The sequence below is a fragment of the Polymorphobacter sp. genome (genome assembly GCF_051860865.1).
Taxonomy (GTDB): Bacteria; Pseudomonadota; Alphaproteobacteria; order Sphingomonadales; family Sphingomonadaceae; genus Sandarakinorhabdus.
On sequence record NZ_JBIMKZ010000001.1, the window covers coordinates 47104 to 59870 of the forward strand.

The 12767-nt window shown below is 67.3% G+C and carries 16 protein-coding genes; 10 read left to right on the forward strand and 6 right to left on the reverse strand.

Going from position 1 to position 12767, the window contains the following annotated elements; genetic code table 11:
- Positions 1-29: 29 nt before the first annotated feature.
- From ACTIFJ_RS00315 to ACTIFJ_RS00325, 3 genes are read right to left on the reverse strand one after another with little or no spacing between them, the layout of a single operon-like run.
- Positions 30-827, reverse strand: coding sequence for a ParB N-terminal domain-containing protein (locus ACTIFJ_RS00315; protein ID WP_439532075.1), 798 nt, complete (start codon positions 825-827; stop codon positions 30-32).
- A complete protein-coding gene (locus ACTIFJ_RS00320; protein ID WP_439532076.1) occupies positions 827-1342 on the reverse strand; it encodes a helix-turn-helix domain-containing protein in 516 nt (171 codons plus the stop codon). The genes ACTIFJ_RS00315 and ACTIFJ_RS00320 overlap by 1 nt, the downstream gene beginning before the upstream one ends.
- 2 nt (positions 1343-1344) lie before the next feature.
- Positions 1345-1620 (reverse strand): hypothetical protein, encoded by a 276-nt coding sequence (locus tag ACTIFJ_RS00325; RefSeq protein WP_439532077.1) that lies wholly within the window; start codon positions 1618-1620, stop codon positions 1345-1347.
- Between ACTIFJ_RS00325 and ACTIFJ_RS00330 the strand changes: the two genes are divergently transcribed.
- Both ACTIFJ_RS00330 and ACTIFJ_RS00335 read left to right on the forward strand, forming a co-directional pair.
- Positions 1619-2314, forward strand: a complete 696-nt coding sequence (locus tag ACTIFJ_RS00330) for a helix-turn-helix domain-containing protein (protein ID WP_439532078.1) — start codon at positions 1619-1621, stop codon at positions 2312-2314. The two genes, ACTIFJ_RS00325 and ACTIFJ_RS00330, sit on opposite strands and share 2 nt — an antisense overlap.
- The gene (locus ACTIFJ_RS00335) at positions 2311-2556 is read left to right on the forward strand and encodes a hypothetical protein (protein ID WP_439532079.1); all 246 of its coding nucleotides are present in this window, start codon (positions 2311-2313) and stop codon (positions 2554-2556) included. The genes ACTIFJ_RS00330 and ACTIFJ_RS00335 overlap by 4 nt, the downstream gene beginning before the upstream one ends.
- Positions 2557-3022: 466 nt before the next feature.
- On the opposite strand, the gene ACTIFJ_RS00340 is transcribed toward ACTIFJ_RS00335, so the two are convergent.
- Together ACTIFJ_RS00340 and infA are read right to left on the reverse strand one after the other, a co-directional pair.
- Positions 3023-3628: a TetR/AcrR family transcriptional regulator gene (locus ACTIFJ_RS00340; RefSeq protein ID WP_439532080.1), complete on the reverse strand. Its 606-nt coding sequence runs from the start codon at positions 3626-3628 to the stop codon at positions 3023-3025.
- A gap of 151 nt (positions 3629-3779) precedes the next feature.
- Positions 3780-4040: a translation initiation factor IF-1 gene (infA, locus tag ACTIFJ_RS00345; protein ID WP_439532081.1), complete on the reverse strand. Its 261-nt coding sequence runs from the start codon at positions 4038-4040 to the stop codon at positions 3780-3782.
- Positions 4041-4196: 156 nt separating this feature from the next.
- Between infA and ACTIFJ_RS00350 the strand changes: the two genes are divergently transcribed.
- Positions 4197-5309, forward strand: a complete 1113-nt coding sequence (locus tag ACTIFJ_RS00350; RefSeq protein ID WP_439532082.1) for an S-(hydroxymethyl)glutathione dehydrogenase/class III alcohol dehydrogenase — start codon at positions 4197-4199, stop codon at positions 5307-5309.
- Positions 5309-6145, forward strand: coding sequence for an S-formylglutathione hydrolase (fghA, locus tag ACTIFJ_RS00355; protein ID WP_439532083.1), 837 nt, complete (start codon positions 5309-5311; stop codon positions 6143-6145). The genes ACTIFJ_RS00350 and fghA overlap by 1 nt, the downstream gene beginning before the upstream one ends.
- Here fghA and ACTIFJ_RS00360 read toward each other — a convergent pair.
- A complete protein-coding gene (locus ACTIFJ_RS00360) occupies positions 6142-7422 on the reverse strand; it encodes a DUF1214 domain-containing protein (RefSeq protein ID WP_439532084.1) in 1281 nt (426 codons plus the stop codon). The two genes, fghA and ACTIFJ_RS00360, sit on opposite strands and share 4 nt — an antisense overlap.
- A gap of 218 nt (positions 7423-7640) precedes the next feature.
- On the opposite strand from ACTIFJ_RS00360, the gene ACTIFJ_RS00365 reads away from it, so the two are divergent.
- The 6 genes from ACTIFJ_RS00365 to ACTIFJ_RS00390 all read left to right on the forward strand — a co-directional run bounded on the left by ACTIFJ_RS00365 (position 7641) and on the right by ACTIFJ_RS00390 (position 12754).
- Positions 7641-8027 (forward strand): hypothetical protein, encoded by a 387-nt coding sequence (locus tag ACTIFJ_RS00365; RefSeq protein ID WP_439532085.1) that lies wholly within the window; start codon positions 7641-7643, stop codon positions 8025-8027.
- A 34-nt stretch (positions 8028-8061) separates the two neighbouring features.
- Positions 8062-9372, forward strand: a complete 1311-nt coding sequence (locus ACTIFJ_RS00370; protein WP_439532086.1) for a terminase large subunit domain-containing protein — start codon at positions 8062-8064, stop codon at positions 9370-9372.
- A gap of 391 nt (positions 9373-9763) precedes the next feature.
- Positions 9764-10903 carry a phage portal protein gene (locus ACTIFJ_RS00375; RefSeq protein ID WP_439532087.1) on the forward strand — a complete coding sequence of 380 codons (1140 nt, stop codon included), beginning with the start codon at positions 9764-9766 and terminating at the stop codon, positions 10901-10903.
- Positions 10900-11220 (forward strand): DUF6127 family protein, encoded by a 321-nt coding sequence (locus tag ACTIFJ_RS00380; protein WP_439532088.1) that lies wholly within the window; start codon positions 10900-10902, stop codon positions 11218-11220. The genes ACTIFJ_RS00375 and ACTIFJ_RS00380 overlap by 4 nt, the downstream gene beginning before the upstream one ends.
- Complete coding sequence (locus ACTIFJ_RS00385; protein ID WP_439532089.1) at positions 11220-11639, forward strand: HK97 family phage prohead protease; 420 nt, start codon at positions 11220-11222, stop codon at positions 11637-11639. Before ACTIFJ_RS00380 ends, ACTIFJ_RS00385 begins: the two co-directional genes overlap by 1 nt.
- Positions 11639-12754, forward strand: coding sequence for a phage major capsid protein (locus tag ACTIFJ_RS00390; RefSeq protein ID WP_439532090.1), 1116 nt, complete (start codon positions 11639-11641; stop codon positions 12752-12754). Before ACTIFJ_RS00385 ends, ACTIFJ_RS00390 begins: the two co-directional genes overlap by 1 nt.
- The last annotated feature ends 13 nt before the right edge of the window (positions 12755-12767 follow it).

Consider the following 12767-nt stretch of genomic DNA (forward strand, 5'->3'; position numbering starts at 1 on the left):
ATCGGAGAGCGAGGAAACCCGCTTGCCCATCAGGCCGGCTTCACCTTCTCGGCATAGATCCGCCGCAGCTCGTCGATCAGGTCGCGGATTTCGCCAGCGGGCCAGTCATTGACCTGCTTCACGACCTTTTGGCGCGATTTGTCGAAGCTGTTGACCGGGGCCGGCGCCACGCTCGCCAGCGCTTCGGCGATGCTTTCGACCTGACCCAGCTGGATGCTGACCCAAGCCGTGACGAACGTCTCTTTCGGCAGCGAGATCAGCCGCACCAGCGGCATCAGCTCGCCGGCGAAGCCCCTCTCGCGCAGCAACTCGACCTTTTCAGGCGTGAAAAAGCGATGCAGCTTGAGGTGGCGGAACAGCGTCGCGCGGCCAATGCCCAGCGCCTCGCAGACGGCATCCTCCCAGTCGAGGCCGCCAAGTATCATCGTGATACTTGCGTCTTCCTCGTGCCCCCAGCCGATCTTGGCGAGCTCGACCATCTCGGCGACCTGCGCCGCCTTGTCGAACACGTCATGGTCAGCACGTGCCCAGGCGGAGAGAACTTCCTGCCGCCGCCGGGCCGTCCGGTCCGGCGAACCGATCCGCGCCTCGATCAGCGCCAGCCCGTGCCGGCGACAGCCTTCCAGGCGGTGCAACCCGTCTACGAGCGTGAACCCCTCCTGGCCGGGCAGCTGCGCGACGGTGATCGGATCATATTGGCCGTCGGCGACACTCGCCGCGCCAATCGCCTCCTTGAGCGACCGCAACCGGTCATCGGGGACATCGATCGCATCAACGGGGATAAGAAAAACAGGCAGTTCCGCCTGCGAAAGCTCGTCGCGCCGCATTATTTTGACACCCTTGTCTGGTGATACATTTCGTCCAGGCGCAGCCAGAAGCGCGCCAGCGAAGAGCGGGTGGGGGCCCGGGTGCCGAAACGTTCCTGTAAATCGCTCAGCACTCGGTCGATTTCAGCCTGCCGATGCGTGCGGACGACCGCAGCGAGAACCGGCTTGTCGTGATACCAGCTCGGCCAGCGCATGCGCCGGCCCGGCCCGGCCGGCGGCATCAACCGTGCGAGCATTAATGTCGTTATGTCTTCAGTCGGCGATCGCGACAGATCCGTGGGCACGTCGACAGGGCTTGGTCCATCGCCCAAGATCAGCCACTCCGCCGGAACCTTCAACGCTCGGGCAATCAACGCTGCCTTTTCGGCGCCAAGCATGCTGCCATGCCGCGTGGCATTGCTTAATGTCTGCATTGGCACGCCTGTGCGGGAGCTGAGCCACTTGAGCGTCCGCCCATCGAGTGCAGCGATGATCCGATCACCCATGCTGGCCGGCGCGCCATTGTCAGCCATCATGTTCAGGCCGCCTTTGCATTTAGACGGTGATTGCGCGACTTTTTGGCGCTACTGTCCGAATTATCGGAAAGTTTCGCGCCGGAGACACTCTCGTGCCCTGCCTTGCCAATCTCGCTGTCAACGGCAGCCGCCACGCGCTGGCTCATCTTGCCCCGCAGCAGGTCGCTCACGCTGCGGATCGGCAAACCTTTGGCACGTTCAAATGCCTGAAGGCTTCCAAACCGTTTCCGGATCAACGCTTTAATGTCCTCCGGATGAAAATTGCTGTGAGTTGCCATGCGTAAATCCGCTGTGAACATCGATAAGTCGCACAATAATCCGATTTCTCGGAACGAAGCAAGCGAGAAATCGCGGACCGCTTGGGGTGCGCGCATCGAGGAAGCCCTTGGGGCTCGTTCAAAGGCCTGGCTGGCGCGCGAGGCCGGGATCACCTCGTCGACCCTGAATGACATCATCGCTCGGACAAAAATGGAGGCGGGCAACGCTCTCAGGCTTGCCCAGGCTCTCGATGTGCCACTCGAGTGGCTGATATCGGGAGAGCTCGCCAAAACCGGACACGGCCTGGTCGCGGCCGACGAGGCGGACTGGGTCATGGTCCCCCACTTCCGTCTCGCCGAGTTCACTGAAACCGGCAAGCCCGAGCCCTGGGCCACCACGCCGATCCGCAAGGACTGGCTCAACCGCACTCTCTACACCAGCACCAACCTCTTCATCACGGAGCTACCGGCGCACCAGCTGGAAGGCCTGGGCGAAGAGGGTGATCCCATTCTCTGCAGGGACGCCCAGCACCATCAGGAGGAGGGCTTCTACCTCTATTTCTGGGACGGAACGCCCCTCGTCCGACGCTTCACCGGCCCGCCCCTCCAGCAGCTGGGCGAGGTCCAGCGGTCTTGGCAATGGGAACCAGATGATCCATCCTCACTCCGCATCGCTGGCCGCATCCTGGCCAACCTGAAGGTCCGCCCGGTATGAAAAACACCGCTGTTATCGCCTTCCTGACGCTGACCACCATGAGTGCCTGCAGCGATCCCAAAATCGAGTGCGACAGTGAAGGAGTGATCATTATTCCAGAAGGGCTATCATCAGATTTGGAGAGCGAGTGGCGCAGCCGAAATCTTGACCTTCACGTTCGCCGGCTCAATTCAATCATAGGTTCAGAAAAGGCCAGATGGACAACCCCAGCCAGCCTCGAAAAGGCCCAAGGCTGTCCATAATGCGCTCTTCAGGCCACACCGTGGCCCGGAAAAAATGGTCCCACTTCCGCCGATGCGCAAACGGCCACTGGGCCTCGCTCTATAGCGACAAAATCATATATTTTCAGCGTAGTAAGCGAAGTGGGCGGGTGATTTCCTCGCCGCTCCGATAAAGGCCCAGTTCGCCATGCGCCAGGCGGCTCTCATTGATCCCCCAGACGCCTCCCAGAAGATCCTAAGAGCCCGTTTTTATTGGCCTGGGGCGCCCGTGGGCGACGCACCACCGCGCCACGAGTTTTCGAAGCGCTCTTGTCCGCTCACTGTCAAAAACTCGATGCACTCTAGACAGTCAGCCCGTTCACTAGGTACCCTTCGGCAGCCTCTAACCCTCGACGACATCAAACAAATCCCGGACTAACCCCAGCCGGCCCGCCCAATCCCGCCCACTCCAAGAGGTCCTGTCCCCCCTCAGAGGCCCTCTGCCTTCCTACCCCGCCCGCCCCCGCGCCAGCAGCTTCAGATAATTATTCCCCGGCGTCTGCGAAAAGCGCCCGAGCAGGTCGCGCACCAGCCGTTCGCGGCCCTTGCGCTCGGTGCCGGCGAGGCCGGCGAGGGCGCCTTCGATCATCCGGGCGCTGATATCGGCGCGGCCGGCGAGGTCGAGCCGTCCGGCTTCGCTGTCGGCGACCAGCCGGTCCTGCAGCCAGCCGCGGATTCCGGCCATGGCCAGTTCCTCGTGGAGGGCGTCGGGCAGGGCGGCGGGGGCGTCGCGCAGCCAGACACGGCGGTGGCCGGGGATGTCGAGATGGTCGAGCCAGGCGAGGCTACCGGCCAGCAGCCAGCCGGTTTCGGGCTGGTCGCAGCAGGCGTTGGTGACGGCGAGCAGGGCTTCGCCGGCGAGTTGCCGGCAGACGGCTTCGAGCAGCGCCGCCTTGTCGGCGAAATGGTGGTAGAGGGTGCCGCGCTGGACCCCGGCGGCGCGGAGGATGTTGGCGGTGCCGGTGGCGTCATAGCCCTGGGCCATGAATCCGGCGCGGGCGGCGTCGATCAGGCGCTGGCGGGTTTCATGGCTGCGCTGTTCGGTGAGACTCATGGCCGGGTCCTGACAGACTGTCGGTCCATTCAATCAGACAGACTGTCGGTCAACAACAGACCATTGGTCCATTCCGGAACCATGGCCGAAACGCACAAAAATGCGCCCCGAATGGCTCCGGGACGCACCATTTTGACATGAAAACTGTCCGTCAGCGGCGGAAAAAGCGCCTCTGGTTCATCGGCATCGGCGCGGTTTTCTCGCGGAAGACGATGCGGCCCTTGTCGAGGTCGTACGGCGTCATTTCGACATGCACCCGGTCGCCGACGATCGAACGGATACGATTTTTGCGCATCTTTCCAGCGGTATAGGCAATGATTTCATGCTCGTTTTCCAGTTTCACCCGAAACCGGCCATCGGGTAGGATTTCGGTGATTTCACCTTCGATCCTGATCACTTCTTCTTTTGGCATGCAGCTCAAAAGCCCTTGAATGTCATGGAAAAATTACCTCATTATGTAGGATGGGGTTGCCCATGCGCCTAAATGGCGAAAAAATCAACCTTGGAAAACACTTTCCAACCCCCGCCGAATTGGTGCAATTCAGCGGTTCAATACTGGGGAAACTGCATGAAAACCCGCGCTGCCGTGGCCTTTGCTGCCAATCAACCGCTTGAAATCGTTGAAGTCGATCTGGAAGGCCCGAAGGCCGGCGAGGTGCTCGTCGAGATCATCGCCACCGGCATCTGCCACACCGACGCCTATACGCTGGAAGGCAAGGATTCGGAAGGGCTGTTCCCCTCCATCCTCGGCCACGAAGGCGCTGGAATCGTTCGCGAAGTCGGCCCCGGCGTGACGACGCTCAAGCCCGGCGACCATGTCATTCCGCTCTACACCCCGGAATGCCGCCAGTGCAAAAGCTGCCTCAGCCAGAAAACCAACCTCTGCACCGCCATTCGCGGTACCCAGGGGCAGGGGCTGATGCCGGACGGGACCAGCCGTTTCTCCTACAAGGGCCAGACCCTCTACCACTATATGGGCTGCTCGACCTTCAGCAATTTCACGGTGTTACCGGAAATCGCGTTGGCCAAGGTGCGCGCCGACGCGCCGTTCGAGAAGATCTGCTACATCGGCTGCGGCGTCACCACCGGCGTCGGCGCGGCGATATGGACAGCGGGAATCGAACCCGGCGCCAACGTCGCGGTTTTCGGCCTGGGCGGAATCGGCCTGAACGTCATCCAGGGCGCCCGGATGGCCGGGGCGGACAAGATCATCGGCATCGACATCAACGCGGCCAAGCAGGAAATGGCGACCCGCTTCGGCATGACGCATTTCATCAATCCCATTGAAATCGGGCGGGAAAAAGTGGTGGCCGCAGTGATCGAGGCGACCGATGGCGGCGCCGATTACAGCTTCGACTGCACGGGAAACACCGACGTCATGCGCCAGGCGCTCGAATGCTGCCACCGTGGCTGGGGAGAGAGCATCGTCATCGGCGTGGCGGAATCGGGCAAGGAAATCGCCACGCGGCCGTTTCAGCTGGTTACCGGAAGGGTCTGGAAAGGCTCGGCTTTCGGCGGTGCCCGGGGGCGCACCGATGTGCCCAAGCTGGTCGACTGGTACATGAACGGCAAGATCGAGATCGATCCGCTGATCACCCATGTGATGCCGCTGGAGGACATCAACAAGGCGTTCGACCTGATGCATTCGGGCGAGAGCATTCGCTCCGTGGTGGTCTTCTGATGGCGGAAGGTCTTGAAACGCTTGCCTCTTCTTCCTGCCACGGCGGGCGCCAGTCGTTCCATGTCCACCAGTCCCGCGTCACCGGCACGCCGATGCGCTTCGGCGTGTTCGTGCCGCCGCACCCCGGCCCGCGCCCGGTGCTCTGGTGCCTGGCTGGATTGACCTGTAGCGAGGAGACCTTCGCGATCAAGGCCGGCGCCCAGCGCCATGCTGCCGACCTCGGGCTGATCCTGGTGATGCCGGACACCTCGCCGCGCGGCGAGGGCGTGGCCGACGATCCGGCCTATGATCTGGGGCAGGGGGCCGGCTTCTGGCTCGATGCCACCGAGGCACCCTGGGCGCCGCATTACCGGATGGCAAGCTGGCTTCTCAACGAGTTGCCCGAAGTGCTCCACGAGGTGGCGCAGCCGGACCTGTCCCGCCAGTCGATCATGGGGCATTCCATGGGCGGGCATGGGGCGATGACGCTGGCGCTGAAGAATCCGGGGCGGTTCCGCAGCGTGTCGGCCTTTGCGCCGATCTGCGCGCCGCGCGAGGTGCCCTGGGGGCACAAGGCGCTGCCGGCCTATCTGGGGGCAGACGAGCGTGCCTGGGCGCAGCACGACACCTGCGCGCTGATCGAAGGCGGCGCGCATATGCGCGACCTGCTGGTCGACCAGGGGCTGGCCGACCAGTTCCTCGAGAGCCAGCTACGGCCGGAGCGGCTGGAGCAGGTCTGTGATGCGGCCGGGATCGACCTGCTGCTGCGCCGCCATGCCGGCTATGACCATGGCTATTGGTTCATCCAGACGTTCATGGAAGACCATCTGCGCTGGCATGCCGATCGGCTTGGTTAGGGGATCGGTTCGTCGGCGATGGGGGCGGGGAGGCGGAAGCTGCCGTCCAGCATCTCCGATTGGGGCAGATACGCCCGGAAGACCAGGGTAAAGGGGCCGGCGGGGGCGGGGAGCCAGTTGACGACGCGCTCGCCCTCCGGCTGCCGGGCCTGGATGAAGATCTCGGTGCTGCCGTTGCGCTCGGCGCGCAGATGGTCCGAGCGGTCGCCGACAGCGAAGCGGTTCAACGGGTTGCTGACGAAGCGGGCGACGCCGGCCTTGTCCAGCTGGTACATCGAGACCGACCAGAAGCCGCCGATCGGCATCTTGTAAGGCAGCACGAGGCGATAGGCCTTGCTGCCGGTCAGCGCGGCGCCGGTGGCATCGGTGCGCGCTTCCATCTGCATCGCCTCGACGCGGGGCAGGGCATCGGGCTGGCTGAGGGCGACCTGGGCGCGATAGCCATCGTCGGCGGCGGCATCGGTGATCGGGAAGCGCGGGTAACGCCAGCCATTCACGGTATCGGCAGAGGCAGGCAGGCTGGCGGCGATTTCTTCGCGCAGGGCGGGCAGGGCCTTTTGCAGGGCAGCGGGATCGAGCGTGGCCAGCGGCGCTGCTTTCTGGGCCAGGGTGCCGCCGTTGCGCTCGGCGAGGGCGGCGGCGGTGGCGATCAGGCTGGTGGCGGTCGGTGTGACCGGGGTGTCGCCAATGGCGGTCGTCGGCTGGGACTCGGCCTCCAGCGTGATGCCGGCGAGGGCGGCCCGGGCCTCCTCCAGATCCTCGGGGCCCTTGACGAGGACGCGGGCGATCAGCCGGCAATCGCGGCAGGCGAGGCGGATGGGTGTGGCACCGTCCGGCAGCGCGCCGTCATAGCCCTGCGGCACGAGGGCAAAGCGGCCGCCCTGGCTGCCGGAGCGGGTGCCGAGCAGGGTCAGCAGGTCGGTGGCCATGGTGGAGATGGCGACCGAATGATAGCGCCCGGCGAGCGCCGGCAGGGTGAGCACGACGGGGCCGGCCCCGAGATCGAGCCAGGCGACAGCGTGCAGCAGGTCGGCATTCTGCAGCGGCAGGCCGAGCGGGCGGGGATCATCGGCGGCCTGCTGATAGGCCAGCGCGTTGATGGCGGGCGCGGCGTTGCGGGCGCGGGCCATGATGTGCAGCGGCAGCGCGACCGCATAGGCGCTGCGCAGGGCCTGAACTGAATCGTCTTCGGCTGCGGTGGGCGCGGGAACGGTCTGAGCCGCGAGCGGCGTTGCTAAAAGGAGCAGGGCGGCGACGCCGGCAGCTTGTCTGAACATGGGTGGGTACTCCGACGGGCCGAGCGGCCATAGTGACCGGCTAGTGGCCTGTTCCGCCGCTGACGTAAAGAGGGCCGGCTAATTTCACCAAATGGGTGATTTATGTTGACAAGCGGCGCGCTGTCTGATAGAGAGAGGGCACGCTACAGAATTATGCCCGGAAGGGTTGGACCAGAGGCGGCGGGCGATGCTCACGCTTATCGGGAGGGCTTTGCATCATGAGCAAGAGGCGATGGCGGCTGGCCGAACGCCGCCGGTTCCTGGCGCGGCTGGCCGAGGGGGGTGATCCGGCGGCAGCGGCAGAAGCGGTGTCGCGGCCGCTCGACGAGGCCTATCGGCTGCGCGAGGACGATGCCGACTTCGGCGCCGGCTGGGCGCGGGCTCTCGATATTGCCTGGGAGCTGGTCGATGCGCGGGTGATGGCGCGGCTGCTGGCCTCCGAGGAGAATTTGCCGGCCGCGGCGCGGATTGTCGACAGCAAGCTGGCACTGGCGATCCTGCAGCGGCGCGGCATGGGGCCGGTGACCAAGTCCGCTGCCAGTGCGGCGGGGGTGGCGCAGCTGCGCGAGGAGATCCGGTTGATGGCCGGCGAGCAGCCCGACTGAGAGCGAGACCGAAACGGCTTGGGCGGAGGTATGGATGGCGGTGCAAGAGGCGTCGGTGGCGGAGCTGTGGGCGGCGCTGCCGGGCGAGGAGCGGCTCGACCTGCTGAACCGTTTTGGCACGGAGGTGGTGATCAAGGCGCTGACCGGGGCCGGCAAGCTGCGACGATCGCAATTGCCGCCCGAGGGCGACTGGTCGATCTGGACAATTCTGGCCGGGCGAGGGTTCGGCAAGACCCGGGCGGGGGCGGAATGGGTGCTGGGACTGGCGGCCGATGAACCGCGGCGGTTCGCAATTGTGGGCGCAAGCCTTGAAAGTGCCAGATCGGTGATGGTAGAGGGGGAGTCGGGCCTGCTGGCGCTGGCGCCGCCGGAGGCGGGCCTGCGCTATCTGTCCAGCTTGCACCTGCTGACCTGGGCCAATGGATCGACGGCGCGGCTCTATTCGGGCGGCGACCCGGACGGGCTGCGCGGCGGGCAGTTCGATTATGGCTGGGGGGACGAATTCGTGCACTGGCCGCGCGCCGAGGCGGCGCTGACCAATTTGCGGCTGTCGACGCGGCTGGGGGTGAAGCCGCAGCTGCTGCTGACGACGACGCCGCTGCCGCTCGACTGGCTGAAGCGGCTGCTGAGCGAACCGGGCGTGGTGGTGACGCGGGGGCGGATGCGCGACAACCGGGCCAATCTGCCCGAGGGCTTTCTCGGCGCGCTCGAGGCGCGCTTCGGCGGGACGATGGTCGGGCGGCAGGAACTGGACGGCGAGCTGATCGAGGAGATCGAGGGGGCGCTGTGGACGCCCGGGCTGATCGAGGGGCAGCGGCGCGGCGCGGCGCCGGACCTGGTGCGGGTGGTGATCGGCGTCGATCCGCCGGCCGGGGCCAGCGACGGGGTGTGCGGGATTGTGGTTGCCGGGCTGGATGCGGCCGGCGCCGGGTGGATCGTCGAGGATGCCTCGGTGACCGGCGGGCGGCCCGAGGCCTGGGCGCGGGCCGTGGTTGCTGCCGCCGACCGCTGGGACGCCGACCGGGTGGTGGCCGAGATCAACAATGGCGGCGACATGGTGATCGCGGTGCTGAAAGCGGTGGATTCCGCGTTGCCGGTGCTGCCGGTGCGCGCGGCGCGGGGCAAGGTTGCGCGCGCCGAGCCGGTCGCCAGCCTCTACGGCGAGGGCCGGGTGTTCCATGCCGGGCATTTTGCGGCGCTGGAGGCGCAGATGTGCGGGCTGATGTCGAACGGGGTGTTCGCCGGGCCGGGGCGGTCTCCGGACCGGGCCGATGCGCTGGTGTGGGCGCTGTCATCGCTGCTGCTCGGGCGGACGCGGGCGCGGCCCGGGGTGCGGGGGTTATAGGGGGCTGGGGGTTGGGGCCTCCGGCGGGGGGGGGGGGGGGGGGGGGACCCCCGGGGGGGGGGGGGGGGGGGGGGTGGGGGGGGGGGGGGGGGGGGGGGGGGGGGGGGGGGGGGCGGGTGTTTCGCCCCGGGGGCGGCCCGGGGGCGACGGTTGCGGGGGTGGGCTTGTGGGGTTGGCTCGGGATAGGGCGGGGGGAGCGGCTGGGTGGCCGGTGCTTGGGCCCCGGGTCGAGCCCGGGGCGACGGGTGAGGGTCTAGCCCGGGGTGATGGGTGCGGGGTGGGGCTGCGGGAGCGGCGGTTTTGACCGGATAGCGTCAATTTCGGGGTTCGGGGCCTGTGGCCCCGGCCGCCGGAGGCTTTTGTTTTCAAACATATTCTAGGGAGACGCGGGATGGGCTTGGCTTTCTGGCGGACGAAGGGGCGTGGGTCGGGGCCGGCGCGGGTGCCGGCCTGGGCGCAGCCCTGGTCGGTTCGGGGTGAGGGGGTGCCGCGCAGCTATGAGGCGCAGGTGCGGGCGTCTTACTTGCAGAATCCGGTGGCGGCGCGGGCGGTGCGGCTGGTGAGCGAGGGGGCCGGGGGGGCGCCTTTGGTGTCCAGTCCGGCCGGGCATCCGGTGCTGGCGTTGCTGGCGAGCTGCGGGTGCGGGGCTTCGGGGCCGGGACTGATGGAGACGCTGGCGGCGCAACTGCTGCTGCATGGCAATGCCTATGTCGAGGTGGCGTGCGGGGCCGATGGGTTGCCGGCGGCGCTGTATGCGCTGCGGCCGGAGCGGGTGAGCGTGGCGCTCGATGCGCAGGGCTGGCCGGAGGCCTATCTGTACCGGGCCGGGGAGGCGGTGACGCGCTATGCGCCGGAGAACCGGGGCGAGGCGGCCGGGCTGCTGCATATCCGAGGCTTTCATCCGCTCGACGATCATTATGGGCTGGGGTGCCTGGGGGCGGCCGAGGGCGCGGTGGCGATGCACAATGCGGCATCGGCATGGAACCGGGCGTTGCTGGACAATGCGGCGCGGCCATCCGGGGCGGTGGTGTACCAGCCTGGTGATGGATCGACGCTGTCGGCCGAGCAATATGAGCGGCTGAAGGGCGAGATGGAGGCGGGATTTTCGGGCACGGGGAATGCCGGGCGGCCGATGCTGCTGGAGGGCGGGCTGAGCTGGCAGGCGATGAGCCTGACGCCGGCGGAGATGGACTTTGCGAGGCTCAAGGATGCGGCGGCGCGGGAGATTGCGCTGGCGTTCGGGGTGCCGCCGCTGCTGCTCGGGTTGGCGGGGGACGCGACCTATTCCAATTACAAGGAGGCCAATGTGGCGCTGTGGCGGCTGACGCTGCTGCCGCTGACCGGGCGGATATTGCAGGCGCTTTCGGCGCATCTGCGGCACTGGTGGCCGGGGCTGGAGGTGCGGGTGGACCTGGACGCGGTGCCGGCACTGTCCGCGGACCGGGAGCGGCTGTGGGCGCAGGTGTCCGGGGCGGGGTTTTTGACCGACGCGGAAAAGCGAGCGCTGCTCGGGCTGGAGGCGGGGCGATGACTATCGGCCGGGGTAGCGCGATGCTGGAGGGGCTGGTGGCGCAGGCCGAGGCCGAGGGGGCGACGCGGGTGACGCTGCGGGCGCTGGTGGAGGAGGCCAGCGAGCTGGGGGCGTGCCGGGCGCTGGAGATGGTGGGGCTGCGTGATGCGACGGCGGGGTCCGACATCGTGCAGCTGCGGCAGCTGATCCAGGGGTGGCGCGATGCCAAGAAGTCCGCGGTCAATGCGGCGGTGACCTGGGTGGTGCGGATGCTGGCGGCGCTGCTGTTGCTGGGCTTGGCGTTCAAGCTGGGGCTGATCGAGCGGGGGAGAGGTTGATGCAGGATCTGCGGCTGGCGGGCTATGCCAGCGTGTTCGGCGTGGCCGATGCGGGGGGCGATGTGGTGTTGCCCGGTGCCTTCGAGGGGCAGGAAGGGCGGTTGCCGCTGCTGTGGCAGCATGATGTGCGCGAACCTGTGGGGTTCGTGGAGAGCGCGACCGAGGATGCGCGGGGGCTGCGCGTGGTGGCGCGGGTGGTGGCCAGCGGGCGGGGCGAGCAGGTGGCGCGGCTGCTGCAGGCCGGCGCGATCGACGGGCTGTCATTTGGGTACCGGGTGAAGGCGGCGCGGCGGGACCGGGTGCGCGGGGTGCGGGCGCTCGAGCGGCTGGAACTCATTGAAGTGTCTTTGGTGACCTTCCCGATGCAGCCACTGGCTCGGGTTCTGGGGCTTTCGATGGTGGCAGAGGAGACGAACTGATGGAGTATGAGACCAAGGCGGCGCCGCTCGAGGCGGTGTTCGATGATGCGGTGCCGGCCGGCGGCGACGAGGTGTCGGCGCTGCGGGCCGAGGTGAGCCGGCTGGCGGGGGCGGTGTCGGGGCGGGCCGTGGAGCGGCCGGCGCTGGCGGGCGCCAAGTCTGCCGGTGATGGCGACTGGCTGCGGAAGGGCGGCGAGCCGCTGACCGAGGTGAAGGCTGCGTCGGTAGGGACGCCGGCCAAGGGCGGGCTGGCGGTGCCGCGCGAGATCGATGCGGTGATCGACCGGGTGCTGGCCGGGGCCTCCCCGATCCGCGCCATTGCCCAGGTGGTGGATGTCGGCTCGGCCAATTACCGCAAGCTGATCACCACGACCGGCGTGGTGTCGGGCTGGGTCAGCGAGACGGCGGCGCGGCCGGAGACGGAGACGCCGGACTTTGCCGAGATCGCCCCGCCGATGGGCGAGCTCTATGCCAATCCGGCGGCCAGCCAGGCGATGCTCGACGACGCGATGTTCGATGTCGAGACCTGGCTGGGCGAGGAGATCGGGCGCGAGTTTGCCCGGGCCGAGGGGGTGGCCTTTGTTTCGGGCGACGGGGTCAACAAGCCGGCCGGGTTCCTGACGGCGCCCAATGCCGCCACCGCCGATGCGGTGCGGGCCTTTGGCACGCTGCAGTTCGTGACCTCGGGCGCGGCCGGGGGTTTTGCGGCGTCCAATCCGCAGGACCGGCTGATCGACCTGGTGCAGGCGCTGGCGGCGCCCTATCGCCAGGGGGCCCGCTGGGTGATGAACGCCGCAACGCTGGCGCGCATTCGGAAGATGAAGGACACCAGCGGGGCGTTCATCTGGCAGCCGTCTTTGAGTGCCGAGCAGCCGGCGACCTTGCTCGGCTATCCGGTGGTCGAGGCCGATGCGATGCCCGATGTGGCGGCGGACAGCCTGTCGATCGCCTTTGGCAACTTCCGGGCCGGCTATCTGATCGCCCAGCGCCGCGAGACCGTGGTGCTGCGCGATCCCTACACCCACAAGCCTTTCGTCCACTTCTATGCGACGCGCCGGGTGGGCGGCGCCGTGGTCGACAGCCGGGCGATCAAGCTGATGAAGTTCAGCGTCTGAGCCTGACCCTGCC

Coding starts and splice junctions, on each gene's coding strand:
- ACTIFJ_RS00315 (WP_439532075.1), bottom strand. CDS start 827: ATGCGGCGCGACGAGCTTTCGCAGGCGGAACTGCCTGTTTTTCTTATC.
- ACTIFJ_RS00320 (WP_439532076.1), bottom strand. CDS start 1,342: ATGATGGCTGACAATGGCGCGCCGGCCAGCATGGGTGATCGGATCATC.
- ACTIFJ_RS00330 (WP_439532078.1), top strand. CDS start 1,619: ATGCGTAAATCCGCTGTGAACATCGATAAGTCGCACAATAATCCGATT.
- ACTIFJ_RS00325 (WP_439532077.1), bottom strand. CDS start 1,620: ATGGCAACTCACAGCAATTTTCATCCGGAGGACATTAAAGCGTTGATC.
- ACTIFJ_RS00335 (WP_439532079.1), top strand. CDS start 2,311: ATGAAAAACACCGCTGTTATCGCCTTCCTGACGCTGACCACCATGAGT.
- ACTIFJ_RS00340 (WP_439532080.1), bottom strand. CDS start 3,628: ATGAGTCTCACCGAACAGCGCAGCCATGAAACCCGCCAGCGCCTGATC.
- infA (WP_439532081.1), bottom strand. CDS start 4,040: ATGCCAAAAGAAGAAGTGATCAGGATCGAAGGTGAAATCACCGAAATC.
- ACTIFJ_RS00350 (WP_439532082.1), top strand. CDS start 4,197: ATGAAAACCCGCGCTGCCGTGGCCTTTGCTGCCAATCAACCGCTTGAA.
- fghA (WP_439532083.1), top strand. CDS start 5,309: ATGGCGGAAGGTCTTGAAACGCTTGCCTCTTCTTCCTGCCACGGCGGG.
- ACTIFJ_RS00360 (WP_439532084.1), bottom strand. CDS start 7,422: ATGTTCAGACAAGCTGCCGGCGTCGCCGCCCTGCTCCTTTTAGCAACG.
- ACTIFJ_RS00365 (WP_439532085.1), top strand. CDS start 7,641: ATGAGCAAGAGGCGATGGCGGCTGGCCGAACGCCGCCGGTTCCTGGCG.
- ACTIFJ_RS00370 (WP_439532086.1), top strand. CDS start 8,062: ATGGCGGTGCAAGAGGCGTCGGTGGCGGAGCTGTGGGCGGCGCTGCCG.
- ACTIFJ_RS00375 (WP_439532087.1), top strand. CDS start 9,764: ATGGGCTTGGCTTTCTGGCGGACGAAGGGGCGTGGGTCGGGGCCGGCG.
- ACTIFJ_RS00380 (WP_439532088.1), top strand. CDS start 10,900: ATGACTATCGGCCGGGGTAGCGCGATGCTGGAGGGGCTGGTGGCGCAG.
- ACTIFJ_RS00385 (WP_439532089.1), top strand. CDS start 11,220: ATGCAGGATCTGCGGCTGGCGGGCTATGCCAGCGTGTTCGGCGTGGCC.
- ACTIFJ_RS00390 (WP_439532090.1), top strand. CDS start 11,639: ATGGAGTATGAGACCAAGGCGGCGCCGCTCGAGGCGGTGTTCGATGAT.